We start from the raw sequence: 21,182 nt of genomic DNA, 5'->3' as shown, positions 1-21,182 counted from the left end.
ACTGCTCCTACGACGACGACGCTAGAAACGGAAGACGAAGTTGGACTGGTAATAGCTGCCGCTATGTCCGCCCGCCTTTCGCACACCGTCCGAGCCGATGAAGCGGGCGCCGTACTGCGTCCATGTCAGATGGCGGTCGAGCTGGATCGTGAGGGAAGCCTGGGGCACGATGCCCACGAAACCGCCATGGAGCCCGTGCAGGGCATAGGCACCCGACGGGCCGTAGATCGGGTCATCGGTCGAATCCCGCCAGAAGAGAGGGGCCTTGAGCTTGAGGCTCAGCCATTTCCGCGGCGTCAGCCGGATGACTGGCGACAGGCTGACGAGATTGCTCGGCGAGATGTATGTGGTCGTATCGAGGTAATTGGTCTGCGGGTTGAACGGTGCGATATACGTGCCCAGAGCGCCGCTTCCGCTGCGGGACGACCCACCGGAATAGAGATCGGCCTGCAGGCCCAGAAAAGGATGCAGGGGGGAGGGCGTATGCCGGTATCCGGCAATCGCGTTGAAGGCATAGGCCGCGACCGGTCTTGTGCGTCCGGTACGGTCGGCCTGGGCGCTCCCTCCCTGATACAGGCCGCCGACCGAAAACTCGAAAGACGGCGCACCGCCATACCAGCGGAATCCGTAATCCTGCCGCGCTGTCGTCCCCGCGAGGGTCGTGCCGTTCACATGCTGGGCGGCTGCGGTGCCGCCAAGGCGAAACGCGATGAGAAACAGATCGAGATAGCTCGAGACCCGCTCGCGACCGAGCGCAAAGGAGGGCGGCGCCCAGGTGATATCGAGACCGTGCAGCCGGGTGCTCCAGTCCGGCCGATCGTGGAATGCCTTGTTCAGGCGAAGATCGGTCGCGACGAAATCGTAGAGATCGATCCTGATCCGTGGCCAGATGGCATAGCCGCGCACGCCGTTCCACGAGCGGGGCACGTTCGGCGTCTCCCGGTTATAGAGAATATAGGACGGGGCGTCGAGAAACTGCTGTCGTCCCACCAGAAGCCCGGTCTTCGCGCCAGCCAGTTTTCCGCGCAACTCTGCAAAACCCTGTTGCAGGCCGAGCCGTTTCCGGTACGTCGCATTGTAACCGAACCCGCTCCACCCCCCGGCATTGCCGTTGACGAGTTGGCCGAACAGCCTCAGATGCGGCCCCAGATGCAGATCCGCACCGTAGAGATTTCGCACGGTCATGCGACCGCTCCCCGGAGAGCCGCGGGTCCCGAGGAAGGGGGCCTCCTCCCACCAGTTTCGCAGGCGCGTTTCTCCGGAGAGGGTCAGCCACCAGTCTCCCCGCCGGTTGAGGCGGATATATTTGAGCGGATCGAACGGATCGTCATGATGGCCGACATCCCGGAGGAAGCTCCAGTCTTCCGCCCAGGGGGCCACGCCATAGCGTCCGACGGGGCCGAAACCGGCCGATTCACCATTGCCATGCGTGAAAATGCCCCAGTCCTCCTGCGTTCCGTGAGGCGGGCGGTTCTGCCTCGGCGTGACGCGGCGTGGCTGCCCGACCGGCCCTGCATGCGGATAGGTCTGGATTTCGGGACGCTGACCGCCATCGACGGTGATCTCCTCATCGGCATTGGTCGGATCGATGAGCGTGCGGGATCGCGCGTGATGGGGAAGGGCACGCCTGTCATGCGCAGGAGAGATGGCGACCCGGCCACCGGAGCGCGGGGAAGACGGGTGCGGATGCGAAACGGCGATGGATCGGGCACTGGCCGGAGAAAGGGAGAGGGTCGCAATAATGCTGCTATCCGGCTGCGCCGCCGCCAGACAGGGCGTTGCCTGGGAGAGCAACAGGGCAGCAGGCAAGGCGGGGTACAGACGCATGGCGAAAATCCGGGGGCAGGGAACGCCCCCAGACTAGCAAGATTAACTCATCTTGCAACGTGTTTTATATATTACACGAAATACGTCCGTTTAATTGCTCCGGTAGCGGAAGGCGGCGGGGCGGAGATGCGTGCGGTTGTATTCGAGCTGTTCGCGCGACAGCTGGAACCCGATCTTGAGGGCGTAGTTCGTCTGCTGGATGTCCGGAGCCGCCGGGACGTCGATGATCCTGACCGGGGTTCTGAGGGATACGGTGGACTGGTTGCCGCGGAACGTCACGGGAATGGAGAATTCCTTCTTGTCCATGATCTTCCCGTCGTGAAGAACCGCGACGAAGAACGGCAGGGTGACGTCGCGTCCGTCGGAGGCCGGTCCGCGTTCGACCGTCACACCGAGGCTGAGCCGCGTGCGAACGCTTTTCTTGGGGCCGGCCTCGCAGTTTCCGGTCAGTCCTCCCATACCCGCATGGGTGACGAGACTGCCCGCATCCAGACCCTTGCCGTCATACTGATAGAAATCCGCCGCTTCTCCGAGGATCTCGACGGACGGGCAGGCAGGCGCGAAGGCGCTCTGATCTTCCTGGTCGCAGGCTGTCAGCGTAACACCTGCTCCGATCAGGGCGAGAATGGGAAGGAACTGTCGGGCGGATCTGGTCATGGACAAGGCTCTCGTCTGTACTACCGGTGCGCAAACCATGCCCGGTATGGTATGTCTGCGGCGTGCCGGTGAATGATGTTGCGTTCACGGGCTTGCATAGTGGCGACGGGTTGCGTAGCTCCCATATGCGAGCCCATATCGCCAAACGATGCATCATTCATCCTGCGTGCCGCATCGGACTCTTATCGCCTATACCGCCTGCCGCCAGATTGGGGAACACCATGCCCGACACCTTGACCACTTCACGCCCGCAAGCGTCCCCGGAAACAGGGTCTGAGGCAAAAACCCTGCGCGTCCTTCTCGCGGGGCCGCGCGGCTTCTGTGCAGGGGTCGATCGGGCCATCCGCGTGGTGGAGGAAGCCCTGCGTCGCTACGGCGCGCCGGTCTATGTGCGCCATGAAATCGTACACAACCGCACCGTCGTCGAGAATCTCGAGGAGCAGGGCGCGATTTTCGTCGAGGAGCTGGATGAGGTGCCCGAGGACGGGCATGTCGTCTTTTCGGCTCACGGCGTCCCGAAATCGGTACCCGCAGAGGCGCAGCGTCGCAATCTCCTCTATCTGGATGCCACCTGCCCGCTGGTTTCGAAGGTTCATCGCGAGGCGGAGCGTCATTTCGCCGGCGGTGGCCCGGATGCGCGTCATATCCTCATGATCGGCCATGCCGGTCATCCGGAGGTGGTGGGCACGATGGGCCAGCTCCCGCCCGGGGCCGTGACCCTGATCAACGACGCCGAGGAGGCGCGTACGGTCCAGCCGGAAGATCCGTCCCGTCTTGCTTTCATCACCCAGACCACGCTCTCCGTGGACGATACCTCCGAAATCGTCGAGATCCTGCGCGAGCGTTTCCCGCTGATCGAAGGGCCGAAAAAGGAAGATATCTGCTACGCGACCACGAACCGTCAGGAAGCGGTCAAGGCCATCGCGCCGGAAAGCGATCTCGTGATCGTCATCGGTTCGCCGAATTCCTCGAATTCGCAACGCCTTCGTGAAGTGGCCGAGCGGTCCGGTGCGAAGCGGGCGCTGCTCGTCCCGAAACTGGCCGCGCTCGACTGGGCCGTGCTCGACGATGTGGAAACGGTCGGGATCACCGCGGGCGCGTCCGCTCCCGAATCGCTGGTGCAGGAAATGGTCGATGCCATGTCCACACGGTTCCGCCTCAATATCGAGGAGCGTATCGTGAAGAAGGAAAACGTGGCGTTCCGTCTTCCCAGCCCGCTCGGCGAGCCTGTGTGAGGCACGCCGCTCGATCATGACACTGCTCTTTCCCGCCTGACGTCATGGCGGTCTATACGCCCATTCCTCCCGATACGCTTCTGGCCTTTCTGGCAGAATACGATCTCGGCGCCCTCATACGATGCGAAGGCATCGCCGAGGGGGTCGAGAACACGAATTATCTGCTCGAGACCGAGCGCTGCCGCGCCATCCTGACGCTGTATGAAAAACGTGTCCGGGAGGAGGAACTTCCCTGGTTTCTCGGTCTGATGAACCATCTTGCCGCACGCGGGCTGAAATGCCCGGTGCCGGTCGCGGCGCGTGACGGTGTGGCGCTGCGGCGCCTCATGGCAAGGCCTGCCGCCATCACGACCTTTCTGCCCGGGCGCCCGGCAGGGACGATCACGCGCGCGTGCTGCGACGCGCTCGGTCGCTCTCTGGCGCGGTTTCATCTTCTGGGGCAGGGTTACGAGGCCCGGCGTCCGAACGGGCTCGGCCCGGGATCGTGGCAGGGGCTTCTGGACTCGTGCGAGGGCGCCGGAGACAGGATCTCGCCTGGGTTGACGTCATCCCTGCAGACCGCACTCGGGCACGTTCTTTCATCCTGGCCGCGCGCGGGCAGCCTCCCTGCGGGGCAGATCCATGCGGATCTCTTTCCCGATAATGTCTTTTTCGAAGGCGGGGAGATCTCGGGGCTCATCGATTTCTATTTCGCCTGCACCGACGATTTTGCCTATGATCTCGCCATCTGTCTCAATGCCTGGTGTTTCCCGGACGAGGCGACAGCCGATCCGGCGCTCATACGCGCCATGCTCACGGGATATCGTGCGGTCAGGGCGCTCTCACCGGCAGAGGAAAAAGCGCTGCCGGTTCTGGTTCAGGGGGCGGCACTGCGCTTTCTCCTGACCCGTCTCTATGACTGGATCAATACGCCGGACGACGCATTCGTGACGCGCAAGGATCCACTGGCCTATTACCGGCGCCTCGGGATATGGCGCCAGAATGCGGAGCGTCTGCTCGATGTCTGACGACACGAAACCGTCTCTTCCCGACGATGCGCCCGATGTCGAGATCTGGACCGATGGTGGATGCAAGCCCAATCCCGGGCCGGGAGGGTGGGGTGTCCTGTTATGCGCGAAAGGCAAGGAACGCACCTTGTCGGGCGGCGAGGCCGAAACCACCAATAACCGGATGGAGCTGACCGCCGCTGCCGAGGCGCTCGAGGCGCTGAAGCGCCCCTGCCGGGTCAGACTGCATACGGATAGCGAATATCTGCGTAACGGGATCACGCGCTGGCATACGGGCTGGGTCAGGCGCAACTGGCGCAATGCCGCAGGCGATCCGGTCAAGAACATGGATCTCTGGCAGCGTATTCTCGCGGCCGAGAAACGACATGAGGTGACGTGGCTCTGGGTGCGGGGCCATAGCGGCGACGTCAATAACGAGCGTGTCGACCAGCTGGCAACCCAGGGACGCGAGGCGCTCGGCCTGTAGGGCCGCGCTGCCTCCTGTTCCGTCCGGCGTTTCGCTGCGCCCCGGTTCCCGCCCGACATGGCGCCCGGCCTTACAGCCTGAGACAGAGCCTGTGGGCGATCTCGCCCGGATCGTCCGCATCCTGCATCAATCCGAGAAGCTTGAGTTCGTCCGTGTACTGCTCGACCTGGACACGCAGCGCGTGGCCTGTCACCGGGGCGGTGGGGATCTCGCGCATCAGCATACCCCCCGGATCCTGAGGGGCCTCCGGATCCGCCCGCCAGAGTTGTGCGATGGCCTTTCTCTGTGAGGGAAAGGCACGCTGGGCATCCTCGAGCGCCGCTGTCAGCGCGGCGGCCAGCCCGGGATCCGCGTTTTCCGCCCGGCTGGAAAGCCCGAGCGTGAGATCGATCCGGTCGCGCTCCGCTCCGGTCATGCTGTCGAGCATGTTCCAGCTGATGCCGCGCGTCTGTTGCAGGATCCGCCAGCCGACGGGATCGTGTACGGCCACGGCGTCGAGCTCGCCCGCGCGCAGGGCATCCGCCATATCGTCCGCCGGTATCGCGACCCAATGCACCGAATCGGTTGGATGCAGTCCCCGGCGTCGCAGCTGGATGCTGACGAATCGCCTGTCAGCCCCTTCGAGGCTGACGACGCCGATCTTCTTTCCGGCGAGATTGCCGATCCTGTGCAGGTGCAGGGCGCGGCGCACCAGAAGTCTGTAGCTCCCGCCGCGGAGTCCGCAGGCGAGATGCGCCGGTAATTCGCCGCCCTCGTCGCGATACAGTGTGGGCAGCCAGTCGAGCAGGGGGGCGACCGCCGCATCGGACTGACCGCTGAGCACCGTCTCGATTGCGGCATTTCCTTCCTCCGCATCCACGATCTCCACGTCCAGCCCGTATCGAGCGAAGGTGTCGCGCCTGCAGAGAAAGAGCAGGGGATCGTAATCGGGTTCGGGCCAGGCGAGGCGAAGGCGTCGCGGCTTGCCGTCGGTGCGGACCGGGTGATGACGGGTGAAGAAACGACGCGATTCCAGGGCGGTAGCAAATGCAACGGCACCGCCTCCGAGGAGGAGGAGGCGCCGGGAGGACGCTGCCATCAGGTTCGGAACTCCATGTTGGAAAAAAATGACAAAGGGGGGTTTACCCCATGAAAAGGTTTCGCTACACACTGCCTCGCCGGTCCCGAATAGCTCAGTTGGTAGAGCAAGCGACTGTTAATCGCTGGGTCGTAGGTTCGAGTCCTACTTCGGGAGCCAGGCATTTCCCCACAAGTTATCATGGTTCGTCAGGTCTGATCGTATCGAGACGATCGAGTGACCACAGGCGTGGAAACATCCTGATCCACAAGGCGGCGACGATCAGCGTCCCGATCCCGCCGGTGACGACCGCCGCCTCCGTACCGATGGCCGAAGCGAGCATTCCGCTTTCGAATTCGCCCAGCTGGTTGCTGGACCCGATGAACAGCATGTTGACCGCCGAAACCCGTCCTCTCATGCCGTCCGGTGTTGCGAGCTGGGTCAGGGCGCCCCGCACGACGACGCTCACCACGTCGGCAGCACCGAGCACGGCCAGGGCGACAACCGACGGGATGAGTGTGTGCGACAGGCCGAAAAGAATGGTGGCCAGCCCGAAAATCCCGACCGATGCGAACATGATCGGCCCCGCATGACGGCGCAGCGGATAGCGCGCCAGAACGAGCGAGCCGAGCAGCGCGCCCAGCGCCGGCGAGGCGCGCAGGATACCCAGACCGACAGGGCCGAGATGAAGGATGTCGCTCGCATAGACGGGCAGCATTGCCGTGGCCCCTCCGAGAAGAACCGCGAAGAGATCGAGAGAGATCGCTCCCAGAAGATCGCGTCGCCGCCTGAGAAAGGCGATACCGCCAAACACGGATTCGAGTGTCACGGGCGCGCGATTGGCCACATGCCTGCCCAGATCCAGCAGGCTGGTCGAGACAAGGGCGAGGGCGAAACCGCAGGCGCAGGTGAGATAGCAGAAATCCGCCCCGAGACCGTAGAGCAGCCCGCCGAGGGAAGGCCCCACGATCGAGGCAGTCTGGAACAGGGAGGCCGAAAGCGCGGCCGCGCGCGGAAACTGGGACGGGCTTGCAATGGCGGGCAGAAATGTCTGCTGGCATGGCCCCTCGAAAGAGCGCAGAGCGCCGAAACATGCGACGAGACAATAAAGTGCCCAGGGGGCGAGCTGTCCTGTCAGGGTCGCGGCGGCAACAGCGAGGGCACCGAGAATCTCGATGAACTGGCAGATCTGCACGATCCGCTTGCGGTTGTAGCGATCGGCCACATGCCCGGAGACGAAGACGAGCGCGAGCATGGGGAGAAACTGGGCGAGACCGAGCCAGCCGAGCGCCGTGACGCTGTGTGTAAGCGCATAGGTCTGCCAGGCGACGGCGACGGCCAGCACTTGCGCCGACAGGGCCGACAGCGTGCGACCGGCGAGAAACGGCTTGAGGCCGCGAATGCGACCGAGCGCGATATCGGATGAGGAAGGGGAGGGGTCGGGCATGATGGCCCCACTATAAGCAAAGCCGCGCGCGGGAAGGAACGCGTACCGGCAGGAAAACATGCCCGGGCCGGGAGATGCATTTTCAGGAACACAAACCGGCAGGAATACGCGCTGGCTGGAGCACGCTCTGGCAGGGACGTGCGCCGATTGCATTTCGCGGGCCGGACGGGCAACGTCCGGCCATGACCTTGCACAGCGATCCCGTCAGCGAATCGGCCCCCGGGGATCGGGGCACGACCCCGGCAATCCCCGATATCCGCGTCGGCACCGTCTCCTCGGCCGAGCGGACCCAGGATAAAACCCATCTCTGGATCGATTTCGGCGCACATCTTGGTGTCCGTCGTGCCACAATGACGCTCGCGAAGCGTTACAAACCCGCGCAGCTGGTTGGCAGGCAAGTTTGTGCTGTGGTTAATCCGCATCTGCACACCGCTTCTATCAATCAAGTGCTGGCGCTCGGCATGCCGGATCACTCCGGAGACACGGTCCTGATCTGTCCGGACCGCCGCGTACCAGACGGGGGAAAATTGTTCTGATGGCTACGAATTACGCGACTGTTACATGGGATCAGTTGCATCGCGATGCGCGCACCCTGTCATCGGCGCTCATGGCACGCGCGCCGTTCAAGGGGATTGTCGCGGTCACGCGGGGCGGGCTCATCCCGGCCGCAATCATCGCCCGTGAGCTCGATTGTCGTCTCGTCGAATCCATTTCCGTCATCAGCTATTCGGGAGAAAGCGCCGAGGACCAGAAAGAGCCGCGCGTCGTCAAGGCGCCTGTGGCCGCCGGTGACGGAGAGGGCTTTCTGATCATCGACGATCTCGTCGATTCCGGCGAGACGGCCAAGATCGTTCGCGACGTGCTGCCGAAAGCGCATTTTGCCTGCCTGTATGCCAAGCCGAACGGCAAACCGCATACGGATCAGTATGTGATGGAAGTGGCACAGGACACCTGGGTTCTCTTCCCCTGGGATACGGCGCCGCTCTTCGTTCCGCCTCTCGCCCGTAACCTCGGCTGATTCCTGTCTTTTTTCCGCGACGGCACCTTTCACCCCGACGCGAGTTGGGGTAGGGTCCGCGCGTTCGGGGCGTGGCGCAGCCTGGTAGCGCGCTTGTTTTGGGTACAAGAGGCCCCCGGTTCGAGTCCGGGCGCCCCGACCACGGTCTGAGACCGCATTACGGCTTCAGACGCTCCTCTCGGGCGCCCTTAGCTCAGTTGGATAGAGCAACAGCCTTCTAAGCTGTGGGTCGCTGGTTCGAATCCAGCAGGGCGCGCCATTTTCCGCTGTTTCTCGCTCATCCGGGTTTTCAAGGCGCGCAGATGAGTCGTGCGCCCTTGCCGCGGGAGGATCCCCGGAGGTTTCCTGCATGCGCGTAAAGTGCCGGCGTGACGGAGGCCGGGAGGGAGGGAGACGGTCGGGCGGCTCAGACCGTCAGGGGCGCTGCAGGGCTATTCCCCGGTGAAGAAATCCTCATCCAGCCGTTTGACTGCGATCGCACGACTGAGACGGACGCCGACGCCATACTCGATCATCAGTTCGGTGAGCCGCTCTCCGTCGATCAGGATGACGCGCTGTGTCAGATGCCTGACGTACTCCCGTGCCTGATTGCTGAATCCCGAGGTCGTGACGAACACGCCCTTGGTGGCACCGTGCCCCACCAGACTGCCGACGAAACCCTGCACATCGGGGCGGCCGATCGTGGCATCGGCATAGCGTTTGGCCTGAACATAGACCCGGTCGAGGCCGAGCCGGTCTTCGTTGATCACACCATCCACGCCGCCATCGCCCGAGCGTCCCAGCTGTGTCGCCGCACTTCTCTGCGAGCCGCCATAACCCATGGCAATCAGCAGATCGACGATCAGGCGCTCGAAAAACGCCGGGCTGTTCTGGACGATGCGCTCCAGCAGCTCTGTCCGCAGGGCCGAGTGCATGGCCTGACAGGCGGTCTCGATTTGTTCTTCCGGTGTCGCGGTTTCCATGGTCTGGGGAGATTCTGCCAGAGGGAGGGCCGATACCGCGCTCTCATCCTCTGCCGGTTTCTGTCCGTTATAGAAGTCGTTGAAGCTCCGATAGTTTTTCAGCTCGTTGACACCGAGTTGCGCGGGGTTGGTGTCCAGCAGGGCTATCCCGTTTCCGGTAGCCACGAACCACCCGCGTCTGGGCGAGGCGATCAGCCCTGCTTTCGTCATATAGGATTTCGCCCAGTGAATGCGGTTATGGAGCACACGCTGATTGCCGCTCGGGAGCAGCGCCTCACGTTCCTCTGCGCTCAGACCGAGCTCATCGGCAATATGTTCGGCTGCGTCGGTCACACGCTGTTCGCCCGTGGCAGCAAGGCGCAGAACGGGCAGCATCAGATCCTGATAGGTTGGAATGGTCATGAACTCAGGCCGTTTTCTTTCGTCTGCGTCTGGCTTGTGCCGCTATCGTTGTTTTATGTGCACATGTATTCAAATACAGCAACACAGTGAGATGCGTTGAGTAAATATTTTACAAACTAAGACCCAGAAGATTACCTGATTATACTGGTCCGAAAGGCATTTTCTCACAGTATGAATTCTGGCTGACAGTCAGCTGCAAGACAGGAAAGTGCGACCCGGCCATGTGGTCCCGCATGAGCGACGAAGACATCACCAGTATTGATGACGATTTCCATTGATGACGATTTTCGAGCGCGGCACGAGAGATGCGGATAAACGCCGGTTCTCTTCGGAGACACATCCGATCGGCTGTATCGTCGTCGTTTTGATCACTCCCCGGTTTCCGGTGTCTGCCGGATTGCTTTCGCATCCGGGACACGCGTCCCGATCGAACGCGATCATGCCTGACCCTGCGCCAAGGGGACCTGTGCGATTGGTCTTTTCCGGGCTTGCTTCGTTGCTCCGGTCCTCGCTACAACAGTTTGTCATAACAATACGGTGAGATTGCTCCGGGCGGTCAGCCGGGATCCCATTCGGGCAGGGTCAGGCATGATCGGGAAGATGGGTAATTCGTTCGATCTCGGCGCTTATGATGTCATCGATACATCTGCCGAACGCGGTTATGACGATCTCGTCGCGCTCGCCTGCGAGATTTGCGGCACCTCGGGCGCTGTGATCGGCTTCGTCGACGGGCACCGGTACTGGTTCAAGGCGAAATCGGGCATAGATGTCTCCCAGCTGGGAGCCGATGACGCGATAACCCGTTTCGTTCTGGAACAGGATTCATACGTTGCGTTTCCGGATCTTTCGCGTGATCCGCGCACGGCATCCGCGCAACTGGTCGCGGGACCGCCTGCATTGCGGTTCTATGCGGGAACCCCGCTTCGTACGCCTTTCGGAACGATCGGGGCGCTTTGCGTGGTCGATCCCGTGCCGCGCCCCGAGGCGCTGAGCGAGACGCAGCGTTCCTCCCTGCAGAAACTCGCCTGTCAGGTGGTCGATCTTCTCGAACTGCGTCGCCAGACGGCGGCCCTTCAAAGGGTCGAGGCGCGGTGGAAACATCTCTTCCAGTCGATGGAAGAGGGTGTGTTCCTCGCGGTCGTCCTGCGCGATGCGGAAGGGCGCGTCTGCGACTGGCGCTATGAGGAGGTCAATCCCGCCTGGGAGCGCCATATGTGCATCCCGTCGCGTATGGCGGTCGGCCGTTCCGTCAGGGAGCTTTTCGGCGCCGAGGCGCAGGAATGGATCGATCTGGCCGCCCGGGTGATAGAGGAAAGGCGGCGTCTTCCTTTCACCAAGAGGATCGGTTCCACAAAGCGCTGGTACGATGGCGCCTTCCAGTGTCTGGGGGCGGAGCATTTCTATGCGACGTTCCATGAGGTATCGGAGCGCGTCGCGGCAGAGGCACGCCAGGAGGGGCTGATCCGGCTTGGCGATCTGTTGCGCGAGGCGCGCGATATCCAGCCGATGATCGACACGGCCATGGTCATCATCGGCGAGGCCCTCGAGGCGGATCGGGTCACCTATGGCGCACTCGACCACGATGTGGAGACGCTGACCGTCATGGAAGGGTGGAAGCGCCCGGACATGCCGCCGATCGCCGGGTTCTATCGTTTCGACGAATACGGTCGGCTCCGGGAGACGCTCCTGAAGGGCGAGGATCTGGTGATCGAGGACGTGCTGACCGATATCCGCACCGTCAACGAGGCCGATGCTTGGCTCGCGCTCAGGGCGCGCGGTGTGATCAATATCCCGGTGCGCGAGAGCGGCCGGACCATTGCCCTTCTGCTCGTTCACTTCGCGCAGCCCCATTGCTGGAGCGCTGCCGAGCGCCACTGGCTGCGCAATGCCGCAGACAGGATCGAAGTCGCGATCGCGCGTCGCCGCGGCGAGGAGATGCAGGCCGTCATCAACGGCGAGATCGCTCATCGCCTGCGCAACACGCTTGCGATGGTTCAGGCCATCGCCCGGATGACCCTGCGCAACGTTCTCTCGCGCGAGGAGGCCGACCGCTTCAGCGAACGGCTGCAATCCCTCGGGCGGGCGCATGATCTCCTGCATGGCGACGATCAGCGCGCCGCGATCCTCGGCGAGCTCGCCGCGGGCATATTGCGCGATGCCAGCGTCAGCGATCGATGCCATCTTTCGGGGCCTGTTGTCAGGCTGGGGAGCCGTGCCTCGATGTCGGCTGCATTGCTGCTCCACGAAATGACGACCAACGCGATCAAGCACGGGGCCCTGTCGTGTCCGGAGGGGCGTGTCGAACTCTGCTGGCACGTGGAGAGGAGCCGCGAGGGTCATGACCTGGTGATGCGCTGGCAGGAGCGCGACGGGCCCCGCGCGCATCCGCCCGAGCGGACGGGATTCGGCTCGAGGCTCATTTCCTTCGGTCTCGCCGGAACGGGGGGCACCGTCCTGCGCTATGACGCAGACGGGCTGAGCGCGGAATTCCGCGCCGATATCGAAAAGATCAAGGGGACCTGATGCCGCCTTCGCTTTCCTGTTGCCCGGAACAGGGCGCGCTCGTGCTGATCGTCGAGGACGAAGCGCTCCAGCGCATAAGTCTGATGGATCTGGTCGAGGAGGCGGGGTACCGCGTGCTCGAGGCGGCGGATGCCGATCAGGCGATGGACGTTCTCGAGCGGCGGTCCGATATCCGGATCGTGATGGCCGATGTGGATATGCCCGGGACGATGGACGGGCTTGGACTCGTGGGCATCGTCAGGGCGCGCTGGCCCTCCATCGATATCATCGTCACGAGCGGGCGCGGTATTCCGCATAGCGGGACCATCCCGCCGCGTGCGACCTTCCTTCCGAAACCGCTCAACGAACATCGCGTGCGCGGCGCGCTGGAGGCATTTGCCTGAGTACCCGTCCCGGCGAGACCTCGCATGAGGACCGGCCGGGAAGGACTGCCTATCCGGCCGGGGCAGGACCGACCGGCTTGCGATGCGCGGCGATGCAACTCGTGACGCTGGCCACGATGAACCCGAAAGCGGCAAGTTCCGGCAGGCTGGGCCAGCGCCAGGACCAGAGAAAGCCGTAGGTGAGCGCAAATGCCGTCTCGAAAAGGATCATCTGCCCGGTCATGGTCAGCGGGAGGAGCCGGCTCATGCGGTTCCACAAAGCATTGCCGCACAGGGACGCGATGACGGCCACGGCAAGCGAAAGCCCCGCGAGAAAGAGCCAGCGCGTTGCGTCATGCGCGGCCGTATCGGTCAGCCGTGCCAGAGGAATGAGGGCAATGGCCTGAAGTCCGGTCATCACCCCGGTCAGCAGGTTCCAGTCATGGGGCGATATCGCAGGATGTGCGGCAAGGGCCCGGCTGTTGCCGACGGCAAATCCGGTCCAGGAGGCAAGGGCCAGCAGCGCACAGATCAGCCCGGTCAGACGCCGGGAGAGCCCGTCATGGCCTGTCACGGCCTGCCAGCCGATGCAGCAGGCGCCGGCAGCGCACAGGGCAAGCGAGGGGAAAAGCCTGCGCAGCGAGGGCGCATGCCGGTCGCGGCTGCCGATAACGGTCACTGCGACCGGCATGAAACCGATGACGAGAGAGGTCAGGGCAATGCCGCCTTTCTGTACCGCCGCCGAAAGCATCACATAATAGAAGCTGTTGCCGAACAGGGCGAGCCCGGCCAGTACCCACCAGTCCCGCAGGGTGAGCAGGCGCCGGTAATGGCCCAGCCGGGGAAAGACGAGCACGAGCGCAATCAGGCCATAGGCGCAGTAGCGCCCCGCAGCGAGATCGAGCGCAGAAAAATCGCGTGCGAGTTCGGGCGCGAGAAAGACCAGCCCCCATAAGGCTCCGGCTCCCGCACCGCTCAGGATCCCGAGCGGGATATCGTGAGCGGTTTCCGTCTGACGGGCCGATGCGGTCATGGTCGGGACTCTCTTTCCTTCTGCCGGACCGGCCTGCGGCCAGGCCGGCGGCGCCTCGCGCTGCGACGATGCCGGTCCAGCATGTAGCCCATGCGGCATATCCCGATCCATAACCCGCAAAGGCAGAGCAGGGCTACGCCACAAAGCAGGGGCAGGAGCAGCAGGATGCGGCTCGACGGCGCGCGCAGGAATGAGAGGAAATCGAGATCGTGCGGACCGTACACGATCCAGCGCGTCTCGCGTGCGGCCTGGCCGACGACGAGGAGCGGTGCGCCGGAAACGGGGTCGAGATAGAGACGCGTGCCGTCAGGCCCCGCGATCCTGAACACCGGAAACGGTCGGGTGCGATGGCGGTTCGAGAAATAATAGGCATCGTCACGGGCGAGCCTGTCGACCCGTGCCTCGATGCCGTTCTGTGCGAGCTGCTGCCTGAGCGCGTCTGCGCTGAGGGGCGCGGGACGTGCCCTGTCATCGGTGCGTCTGCGCGTCCCATCCCGGTTGAGACGGGTGAGGAAGAGCCCGGGGCCGATATGATCGAGTTCGACGGCGACGATGCCGGGTTCTTTTTGCAGAGCGGGGAGGGCAGCGGCGACCGCTCTGGCATCGAGAGGGCCGCTGATCTGCTGCGTCCAGTCGGGGGGAGGGGTCTTCTCGAGGAAACCGGCGGGATTCATGCTCAGAAAGCCCGTCGTGATCCAGCTCAGTGCAAAAAGGCCGAAGGACAATCCCGCCAGATGATGCAGCATGGCAGCACCGCGATAGGGAGAGGCCCGGAACCTCCGGCGGCGGCCTCCGTCCCTGTTCCCTGCGCCGGTCCTGCGGCCTCTGCGGGAGCCGAAACGCCTCAGGCCGATCCACAGCCCGGTTACGGTCAGGAAAATGGAGGGCGCGGAGAGAAGGATCAGCGTGTCGGCCCATAGCCGGTCGTGACGACGCAGAAGCGAGAAATACAACCAGTGAGGCACGGGGCCGATCCATGCCCAGAAACGCTCTCTGCGTGTCGTTGACTGAACGACGTCGCCGCTGACCGGCGCGATATAGAGGGATGTGCGTTCGGGGTCTGCGAAATCGTAGCGATAGAATCCCTGTGCGCGCCCTTTCGTATTCATGATCCACTGGTCGGTGCGTCGCAGACCGGCTGCATGGAGCGGCGCATCCCGTTCGCCTCCGGGGAGATAGGCGCGTGCATCGGGCACGAGGGCCTCTGCCCGGTGCGTTACCGCCCGCCCCGAGCGGAGGGAGAACCCCGATGCGTCGCTACTGCCGGGGGCATTGTCGGGCAGCACGGTCACGACTGCGTCGTCGCCCGCCATGGCGATCCGTGCCCTGCGCGCGACGTTGAGCGCCGGTGGAAGAATCGTTGTAGCCGGGAGATGCAGATCGGGATGCGCACGCAGGACGCGTTCGGCGTCCGGCGTGGGCCATGGGTGCCAGAGCATGACGATGCCCGAGAGGCACCACATGACCATCAGAGGGGCGAGACCCATGCCGAGCCAGCGATGAAGCAGGAAGATCCGTCGGATCGTGGCTTTTCTCCCCGTTGGCATGAAAAGAATCCCGCAGCTTCGATGCACCGTTCCGGGTGCGTTGCTTCCGATGTCCAGCCCATGTCGACGCGCCCCTCTTGCCGGGCGCGGTCGATCAGGGCGCGAGGGTCGTCCCGAGTCCGATTCCGTGCTTCCGGAGCATGGACAGGCAGGCCCCGGTATCCGGTCGGACGGCCCGGCAGGCGGGAAGGACGATGGACGCCCCGAAGCCGCATCCGACCGCGTCCATTGCGGTGGCGGCGACACAGACATCCAGCGCCAGTCCGCACAGAACCACCCGCGTGATGTCCAGATCGCGCAGCAAGCCCTCGAGGCCGGTCCGGTGGCGGCGGGCATTGTCGAAGAACGCCGAATAGGAATCGCACTGCGGATCGAGGCCCTTGTGCACGATATGGGTCAGCCGGCTCCGCTCCAGCGCGGGAGGGAAGGCGGCGCCTTTCGTGCCTGCAACGCAATGCACGGGCCAGGGGCCGCCTTCGGGCTGGAACGAGACATGAAGCGGGGGATGCCAGTCGCGGCTGGCGACGATTGCGGCAAAGGGCAAGGCCATGAGCGCGTTGACGGGGGCGAGGATCGAGTCAGCGTCGGGGATGGCGAGGGCGCCCCCGGGCAGGAAATCGTTCTGGACATCGATGACGAGGAGCGCAACGCGGGAAAGATCGGTCAAGAACGGCTCCGGAAGAAGGGCGGGAGGAGAGTGACAGGAAGGGCCCGGTGGTGGCCCGGTGACGCCTCGACGATGGATCAGTGACCGAACACATGCGCCATGTCGTCGCCGAAATGATGCAGGGCTTCTCCGGCTGACATATGCCTGCGATGGCCATTTTCGGAGACTATCGTGACCGTCGCCGTCATGCCAGCCGCAAGGTGAACCGAGGGAGGCAGGGTGTCGATATGGACCCGTACCGGAATACGCTGCGCCAGCCGGACCCAGGTATAGACGGGGTCCACTGAAGGCAGGCCCTGTGTCGCGGTCGAGGCATTCATGCTCGAGATACCGCGGGTGATGCTCTCGACATGACCGAAGATCGGGGTGTGTGCGCCCATGAGATCCATGCGGACCCTGTCGCCGACCTCGATATTATGGACCTTCGTTTCCTCGAAATAGCCATCGACCCAGTAGGAAGCGGAGTCGATGATCTGGATGTTGACGTGGCCTGCGGTTGCGAAATCGCCCGGGCGCATCATCAGATTGGTGACATATCCATCCAGAGAGCTCCGCACGACCGTGCGCTGCAGGTTGATGCGCGCCTGACGCAGCTCTGCCTTTGCTGCGTCGAACTGGGCTTTTGCCTGTGCCGCGGCGGCCTCGTATTGCTGCTTTTCCTCTCCCGATACCGCAACGCCGGGGATCGCCCGTCGCCTGCGGAACTGGGAGGTGCGGAAGTCGAGATCGGCCTTGCGCTCGGCGACGGTTGCCTCCGCCGAGGCCACACGGACATTGAAGTCGAACGGATCGATCACATACAGCACGTCGCCACGATGGACGAACTGGTTGTCATGCACGCGCACCGAGACGATTTCGCCGGTAACCCGGGGCGCCATGTTCACCACCTGGGCACGCACCTGCCCGTTACGGGTCCATGGTGCGGCGGTGTAGTAATCCCAGAGAATCACGATGACGACGCCCGCCACCAGCAGAACGGAGAGCGTGATCAGTAACCGGATGAAACGCGAAGCGCGAGCGAGCAAGACGGGGTTCTTTCACAACAACCAGGTGTACAGACCGAGCAGGCAGACCAGAAGGCCGAATTGCGCGAGCGGCGGATTCCAGAAGAAGCGCCAGAGATCGAGCCGGCCGAAGCTCCACCGGATCACGGCCAGGGTCAGGAGCGCGAGAAACAGATTGGCGACGAAGGCCGAGATCAGAACGCCCTCGATATCGATGACATTACTCATCCCTGCGTCTCCCGGCCGGCCCGGTTCGCCCAGCGGGGCCGGGCCAGCCCGAAATGACGCAGGGTCGAACGGTTCTCGCCGAGCGTCTCGCGAACTGCCTCCAGGCTCCCCGCGCAGAGAACGGCAACGGCGCATGCCTGTGGCGGGGCTTCGTCTGCCCGGGCAAGAAAACGGGAGGCGAACCGGGCGAGGGTCTCCTGCAGCGCGTCGAGCGACGCCGTCTTCATGACGCGGCTTGCCTGGTCCGAAAGCGATGCGAGCTCCGGGCAGTCGCGTGCCTGATCGAGATAATGGTGGAGCCGCGCCAGGGTGGAAGTGAGATCTTCCAGCATGACCAGCCGGTCGAAGACATGGCGATTGACGGGGCGCCCCGATCTGAGCCGGTTGGTCCAGTCGAGAAGCTGGGTCAGACGGTCATATTTGCGCGTCAGAAGCGTGGCGCCGGCGGGCAGGCCCTTTCCTTCCATCTGTCTCTCGAAATCCCGGCCGATGGCGGCGGCGATACGAAACCGCCTATGCGCGGGTGTGGGTGGAAACAGGAGAACGAGGATGACGAAGGAGACCACCCCCGAGAGGAGATAGAAAAGGTTTCTGGAGATGAACGCGGACGGATCGTATTCGTGATGATTGCCGAGACCCAGAATGACCGGAAAGAACGCCCCGTAATTGAAGCCCATCGCGCTCGTGCGCGCGTTCATGAGCATGAGGCACGCAAAGACCGTGTGGGGCAGAAAGACGAGGGAAAGGGCGCCGAAGGCCGCGACATAGGGCAGGACCCAGTAATTCATGCCGATAGCGACGCCCACTGCGAGGGAAAGTCCGAGAATTGCCCCCATGCCGAATTGCGACGTATCGGCCGAGGTCGAGGCAAGCGTCAGGATCAGCGCCGCCTGCGACAAAGCGGTCATCGAGGCCGGAAGGCCACAGGCGATACACAGACCCGCCGTGATCGAGAACCCGATCAGGACCCGCATCGCATTGACGAAGGCCGCGACATGGTCGGGATGCTGCGCGATACGGGCGAGCCTGAGCGCTTTTCCAGCCGGGGTCGCGTGCTGGAGCGTCCTCGTGCCTGTGCTGATATGCAGACGATTGCTGAGCATCACCGCAGCGCGTTCCAGATAATGGGCGTCCACGGGCGTCAGACGATAGGCGGGATCTTCTTCGCGCATCCGTTCGAGCACGGAGCGGACGGTTTCGAACCGGTCGAATCCTTCGTCACGCTTTTCGTGCCAGGCGAGAACATGGCGTCTGGCGAGACCGGATACGGCTTTGTTCCGGAGAATATGGGCAAGAGACCGGCTCGCCCCGAGCACGGTCAGCATGCCGATGATTGCAAGTCTCGCGCCCGCCATGCGGCGCGTGCTCCGGTCGATTTCGGTGCGTGCGTAACTGATCTGGGCGGAAAGCGAGAGGACCTCGCTGGCAAGCGCCGTCGTCTCCATGGCATCGGCGATGGCAGCGCCCTCCATCGCCTTGCGACCGAGCTGTCTGACCTTGCCCGCCTTTGCCTCGAGATTATCCGCAAGTTTCTGCCACGCCCTGGGCGAGCCGGTGAGCATGTTCACCAGAGCGACCGAAGCGATGCCGATGGCCACGCAGCTCGCGCGTGAGAGGGCAACATCGAAAACCGTCTGGGGCGTATCGATGACATTGATGGCGACCAGTCCGACCGTATATCCGGCGAGCAGCGCGCCATAGGAGCGGAAATGCCGCTCGAGCGTGCCGACATAGGTGCAGCCTGCGAGCCAGAGCGCACAGCCCCCGAGCAACATGCCCCGATCCTGGCTGAAGGTCGCGATCAGGACAATGGACACCGCGACACCGAGCGCCGTCCCGATGAGGCGGTACATCGCCTTGGAGAGCGCCTGCCCCCTGAGGGGCTGGGCGATGATCATGACCGTGACGGCCGCCCCGGCAGGAGAGTCGAGCTGGGACCAGAAGGCCGTGGCGAGAGCGAGACAGACCGCAGCCCAGGTACGCAGCGAAAAACCGATCCATCCCGGCTGGAAAGGGGGGGCCGGCAGATCGCTCGGCAGCGGCCACCAGCGCGCGCGCATTTGCACCCCTTCCGTCATTCCGCTCCATCCGGTTTCGCGTGATCGTCACAGGAACGCCGGGCGGGGCCGAAAGGTCAAGGAAAGGTTGATGGCAGGGCGGGAGAGTAACGTTTTGTCAGTTACGGCCCGGGAATTTTCTCGCCGACCGTCCCGGGCAGGCGCGAGACGAGAAGCTGGTTGATCCGGAAGCCGTCGACATCGACCACCTCGAAACGGTAGCCGGCCGCCTCCACGCGATCGGCCTTGCGTGCCATGCGACGCAGACGATGCATGACGAAACCTCCGATCGTGTGAAACAGGTCCCTGTCCGCATCGAGGGCGATATCGAGCTCGCGGGTCACATCGCCAATGGGCGCCGCACCGTCGATCAGCCAGGAATTGGCATCGCGACGAACGATGGCCTGCTCCTCGAAGGGGCTTGCCAGCCCGTCCATCAGGGCGCCCATGATGTCCTTGAAGGTGATCAGCCCGACGACGAGACCGTATTCGTTGACGATGAGCGCGAAGCCCGCGCCATGGGTGTCGAACTGCGCGAGCGTATCCCAGAGATTGAGCGTGTCGGGCAGGGAGAGCACGTCCCGCCGCATACGGAAGATCTGGCTGCTTATCGGCTGGCTCGGATCGGCATCGGGGGGAACTTCGTCCACCACGGCAACGAGCACATCCTCGGCGCGGATCGAGCCGATGACGTGATCCAGCCCGCCATCGCAGAGCGGATATCGGGAATAGGGGCGTATCCTCACCTTGTCCCGCTGGGAGTCGAGGCTCTCCTGCATGTCCAGATAGACGATCTCGTCGCGTGGGGTCATGGCGGAGGTGACGGAGCGATCCTGAAGCGCCAGAACGTTCTGGATGAGCTGATGCTCCTTCTCCTGCAGCACGCCCGATGCCGTTCCCGCGGCGAGCATCGCATTCAGATCCTCAGGCGTGACGGGTTCGACCGTCGAGGCCGCGGGAATGCGCAGGAGGGACAGGAGCCAGTCGGACACGATCGAGAAGATCCAGACGACCGGATAGAGAAGACGCAGCGCCGCCGAAAGAAACCAGGCCACGCGCAGGGCCACGCGATCGGGATTGTTCAGGGCGATACGCTTGGGCAGCAGATCGGCGAAGAGCACGAACAGCCCGGTGACGACGATAAAGGCGAGAGCCGCCGCCGTCTTGCCTGCAATCGCGGGGGCGAGCCCCGCTTCGATCAGGGCATGGGTAAAGGCCGGGGTGAGCAGCTCGCTCGAGATCACGCCGCCAAGAATGCCGACCGCGTTGAGGCAGATCTGGAGAACGGTAATGACCTGACCGCTGTTGCGGCGCAGCCTGAGGAAGGCGCTTGCGCGGCTGTCTCCCTGCTCCGCCAGAGCCCGGAGCCGGATATCGCGCGCCGCGGCGAAAGAGATTTCGGAAAGCGATATCAGGATGGAGACGGCGATGGCCGCCACCATGGCAACCAGCCCGAGAAGCAGCAATGTCATCGCGGACATCCCGGATGGAGAAGAAAAGAGAGGCTCATTGCCCTTCTTGTAGTCGCCTCATCTCCGCTGCGCCAGTATTCCCGACCGGATACCCTGGTCGCGCTGCGGCATTTCCGTGAACCCGCCGCGCCGGAGCGATGCGCCCGGCCCCGGAACGGGCAGGTTCCGATCGGGCATGTTCCGGCTGCGGATCCGGTGTCTCCCGGGTTGG

Annotated in this window: 19 protein-coding genes and 3 tRNA genes; 10 read left to right on the top strand and 12 right to left on the bottom strand. The window is 63.7% G+C overall.

The window, feature by feature from the left end; translation table 11 throughout:
- Positions 1-21: 21 nt before the first annotated feature.
- Positions 22-1,827: an alginate export family protein gene (locus tag SSA02_RS07105; protein ID WP_147093323.1), complete on the bottom strand. Its 1,806-nt coding sequence runs from the start codon at positions 1,825-1,827 to the stop codon at positions 22-24.
- A gap of 90 nt (positions 1,828-1,917) precedes the next feature.
- Positions 1,918-2,484: a hypothetical protein gene (locus SSA02_RS07100; protein WP_147093322.1), complete on the bottom strand. Its 567-nt coding sequence runs from the start codon at positions 2,482-2,484 to the stop codon at positions 1,918-1,920.
- Positions 2,485-2,705: 221 nt separating this feature from the next.
- Between SSA02_RS07100 and ispH the strand changes: the two genes are divergently transcribed.
- The 3 genes from ispH to rnhA are packed head-to-tail and all read left to right on the top strand — an operon-like array spanning position 2,706 to position 5,192.
- Positions 2,706-3,719: a 4-hydroxy-3-methylbut-2-enyl diphosphate reductase gene (gene ispH / locus SSA02_RS07095; RefSeq protein ID WP_147093321.1), complete on the top strand. Its 1,014-nt coding sequence runs from the start codon at positions 2,706-2,708 to the stop codon at positions 3,717-3,719.
- A 44-nt stretch (positions 3,720-3,763) separates the two neighbouring features.
- Positions 3,764-4,726, top strand: coding sequence for a homoserine kinase (locus SSA02_RS07090; RefSeq protein ID WP_147093320.1), 963 nt, complete (start codon positions 3,764-3,766; stop codon positions 4,724-4,726).
- On the top strand, positions 4,719-5,192 hold the full coding sequence (gene rnhA, locus SSA02_RS07085) for a ribonuclease HI (protein WP_147093319.1): 474 nt from the start codon (positions 4,719-4,721) through the stop codon (positions 5,190-5,192). The genes SSA02_RS07090 and rnhA overlap by 8 nt, the downstream gene beginning before the upstream one ends.
- Positions 5,193-5,262: 70 nt before the next feature.
- Here rnhA and SSA02_RS07080 read toward each other — a convergent pair whose 3' ends face one another.
- On the bottom strand, positions 5,263-6,270 hold the full coding sequence (locus SSA02_RS07080; RefSeq protein ID WP_147093318.1) for an ABC transporter substrate-binding protein: 1,008 nt from the start codon (positions 6,268-6,270) through the stop codon (positions 5,263-5,265).
- Positions 6,271-6,353: 83 nt separating this feature from the next.
- On the opposite strand from SSA02_RS07080, the gene SSA02_RS07075 reads away from it, so the two are divergent.
- Positions 6,354-6,429: transfer RNA gene (locus SSA02_RS07075), tRNA-Asn, on the top strand.
- A 19-nt stretch (positions 6,430-6,448) separates the two neighbouring features.
- Here SSA02_RS07075 and SSA02_RS07070 read toward each other — a convergent pair.
- Positions 6,449-7,696, bottom strand: coding sequence for an MFS transporter (locus SSA02_RS07070; RefSeq protein WP_147093317.1), 1,248 nt, complete (start codon positions 7,694-7,696; stop codon positions 6,449-6,451).
- 74 nt (positions 7,697-7,770) lie between these two features.
- Here SSA02_RS07070 and SSA02_RS07065 point away from each other — a divergent pair, with 74 nt between their 5' ends.
- The 4 genes from SSA02_RS07065 to SSA02_RS07050 all read left to right on the top strand — a co-directional run bounded on the left by SSA02_RS07065 (position 7,771) and on the right by SSA02_RS07050 (position 8,973).
- The gene (locus SSA02_RS07065; RefSeq protein WP_246103681.1) at positions 7,771-8,232 is read left to right on the top strand and encodes a tRNA-binding protein; all 462 of its coding nucleotides are present in this window, start codon (positions 7,771-7,773) and stop codon (positions 8,230-8,232) included.
- Positions 8,232-8,714 (top strand): xanthine phosphoribosyltransferase, encoded by a 483-nt coding sequence (gpt, locus tag SSA02_RS07060; RefSeq protein WP_147093316.1) that lies wholly within the window; start codon positions 8,232-8,234, stop codon positions 8,712-8,714. Before SSA02_RS07065 ends, gpt begins: the two co-directional genes overlap by 1 nt.
- Positions 8,715-8,779: 65 nt before the next feature.
- Positions 8,780-8,856, top strand: a tRNA-Pro gene (locus SSA02_RS07055).
- A gap of 40 nt (positions 8,857-8,896) precedes the next feature.
- A tRNA-Arg gene (locus SSA02_RS07050) sits at positions 8,897-8,973 on the top strand.
- Between the two features lie 172 nt (positions 8,974-9,145).
- Here the strand turns inward: SSA02_RS07050 and SSA02_RS07045 are convergent.
- Positions 9,146-10,078 carry a restriction endonuclease gene (locus SSA02_RS07045; protein WP_147093315.1) on the bottom strand — a complete coding sequence of 311 codons (933 nt, stop codon included), beginning with the start codon at positions 10,076-10,078 and terminating at the stop codon, positions 9,146-9,148.
- A 600-nt stretch (positions 10,079-10,678) separates the two neighbouring features.
- Between SSA02_RS07045 and SSA02_RS07040 the strand changes: the two genes are divergently transcribed.
- Positions 10,679-12,601, top strand: coding sequence for a GAF domain-containing protein (locus SSA02_RS07040; protein ID WP_186807707.1), 1,923 nt, complete (start codon positions 10,679-10,681; stop codon positions 12,599-12,601).
- The gene (locus SSA02_RS07035; protein WP_147093313.1) at positions 12,601-12,984 is read left to right on the top strand and encodes a response regulator; all 384 of its coding nucleotides are present in this window, start codon (positions 12,601-12,603) and stop codon (positions 12,982-12,984) included. The genes SSA02_RS07040 and SSA02_RS07035 overlap by 1 nt, the downstream gene beginning before the upstream one ends.
- A 49-nt stretch (positions 12,985-13,033) precedes the next feature.
- On the opposite strand, the gene SSA02_RS07030 is transcribed toward SSA02_RS07035, so the two are convergent.
- From SSA02_RS07030 to SSA02_RS07000, 7 genes are all read right to left on the bottom strand, one after another.
- A complete protein-coding gene (locus SSA02_RS07030; protein WP_147093312.1) occupies positions 13,034-13,996 on the bottom strand; it encodes a DMT family transporter in 963 nt (320 codons plus the stop codon).
- On the bottom strand, positions 13,993-15,543 hold the full coding sequence (locus SSA02_RS07025; protein WP_147093311.1) for a PepSY domain-containing protein: 1,551 nt from the start codon (positions 15,541-15,543) through the stop codon (positions 13,993-13,995). The genes SSA02_RS07030 and SSA02_RS07025 overlap by 4 nt, the downstream gene beginning before the upstream one ends.
- 94 nt (positions 15,544-15,637) lie before the next feature.
- Complete coding sequence (locus SSA02_RS07020; RefSeq protein ID WP_147093310.1) at positions 15,638-16,210, bottom strand: nicotinamidase; 573 nt, start codon at positions 16,208-16,210, stop codon at positions 15,638-15,640.
- Between the two features lie 77 nt (positions 16,211-16,287).
- A complete protein-coding gene (locus SSA02_RS07015; protein WP_147093309.1) occupies positions 16,288-17,235 on the bottom strand; it encodes an efflux RND transporter periplasmic adaptor subunit in 948 nt (315 codons plus the stop codon).
- 12 nt (positions 17,236-17,247) lie between these two features.
- Positions 17,248-17,442: a DUF1656 domain-containing protein gene (locus SSA02_RS07010; RefSeq protein ID WP_147093308.1), complete on the bottom strand. Its 195-nt coding sequence runs from the start codon at positions 17,440-17,442 to the stop codon at positions 17,248-17,250.
- Positions 17,439-19,502, bottom strand: a complete 2,064-nt coding sequence (locus SSA02_RS07005; RefSeq protein ID WP_147093307.1) for an FUSC family protein — start codon at positions 19,500-19,502, stop codon at positions 17,439-17,441. Before SSA02_RS07005 ends, SSA02_RS07010 begins: the two co-directional genes overlap by 4 nt.
- 119 nt (positions 19,503-19,621) lie before the next feature.
- On the bottom strand, positions 19,622-20,971 hold the full coding sequence (locus SSA02_RS07000) for a hemolysin family protein (RefSeq protein WP_371859191.1): 1,350 nt from the start codon (positions 20,969-20,971) through the stop codon (positions 19,622-19,624).
- Between the last annotated feature and the right edge of the window lie 211 nt (positions 20,972-21,182).

The organism is Swaminathania salitolerans, from assembly GCF_007988945.1.
GTDB lineage: Bacteria > Pseudomonadota > Alphaproteobacteria > Acetobacterales > Acetobacteraceae > Swaminathania > Swaminathania salitolerans.
The sequence above is the reverse complement of the archived record's forward strand: the minus strand, read 5'-3'. Positions and strand labels throughout refer to the sequence as shown.

What these genes read in the sequence shown, in the direction of transcription:
- SSA02_RS07105 (WP_147093323.1), bottom strand. Translation starts at nt 1,827, where the DNA reads ATGCGTCTGTACCCCGCCTTGCCTGCTGCCCTGTTGCTCTCCCAGGCA.
- SSA02_RS07100 (WP_147093322.1), bottom strand. Translation starts at nt 2,484, where the DNA reads ATGACCAGATCCGCCCGACAGTTCCTTCCCATTCTCGCCCTGATCGGA.
- ispH (WP_147093321.1), top strand. Translation starts at nt 2,706, where the DNA reads ATGCCCGACACCTTGACCACTTCACGCCCGCAAGCGTCCCCGGAAACA.
- SSA02_RS07090 (WP_147093320.1), top strand. Translation starts at nt 3,764, where the DNA reads ATGGCGGTCTATACGCCCATTCCTCCCGATACGCTTCTGGCCTTTCTG.
- rnhA (WP_147093319.1), top strand. Translation starts at nt 4,719, where the DNA reads ATGTCTGACGACACGAAACCGTCTCTTCCCGACGATGCGCCCGATGTC.
- SSA02_RS07080 (WP_147093318.1), bottom strand. Translation starts at nt 6,270, where the DNA reads ATGGCAGCGTCCTCCCGGCGCCTCCTCCTCCTCGGAGGCGGTGCCGTT.
- SSA02_RS07070 (WP_147093317.1), bottom strand. Translation starts at nt 7,696, where the DNA reads ATGCCCGACCCCTCCCCTTCCTCATCCGATATCGCGCTCGGTCGCATT.
- SSA02_RS07065 (WP_246103681.1), top strand. Translation starts at nt 7,771, where the DNA reads ATGCATTTTCAGGAACACAAACCGGCAGGAATACGCGCTGGCTGGAGC.
- gpt (WP_147093316.1), top strand. Translation starts at nt 8,232, where the DNA reads ATGGCTACGAATTACGCGACTGTTACATGGGATCAGTTGCATCGCGAT.
- SSA02_RS07045 (WP_147093315.1), bottom strand. Translation starts at nt 10,078, where the DNA reads ATGACCATTCCAACCTATCAGGATCTGATGCTGCCCGTTCTGCGCCTT.
- SSA02_RS07040 (WP_186807707.1), top strand. Translation starts at nt 10,679, where the DNA reads ATGGGTAATTCGTTCGATCTCGGCGCTTATGATGTCATCGATACATCT.
- SSA02_RS07035 (WP_147093313.1), top strand. Translation starts at nt 12,601, where the DNA reads ATGCCGCCTTCGCTTTCCTGTTGCCCGGAACAGGGCGCGCTCGTGCTG.
- SSA02_RS07030 (WP_147093312.1), bottom strand. Translation starts at nt 13,996, where the DNA reads ATGACCGCATCGGCCCGTCAGACGGAAACCGCTCACGATATCCCGCTC.
- SSA02_RS07025 (WP_147093311.1), bottom strand. Translation starts at nt 15,543, where the DNA reads ATGCCAACGGGGAGAAAAGCCACGATCCGACGGATCTTCCTGCTTCAT.
- SSA02_RS07010 (WP_147093308.1), bottom strand. Translation starts at nt 17,442, where the DNA reads ATGAGTAATGTCATCGATATCGAGGGCGTTCTGATCTCGGCCTTCGTC.
- SSA02_RS07005 (WP_147093307.1), bottom strand. Translation starts at nt 19,502, where the DNA reads ATGCGCGCGCGCTGGTGGCCGCTGCCGAGCGATCTGCCGGCCCCCCCT.
- SSA02_RS07000 (WP_371859191.1), bottom strand. Translation starts at nt 20,971, where the DNA reads ATGACATTGCTGCTTCTCGGGCTGGTTGCCATGGTGGCGGCCATCGCC.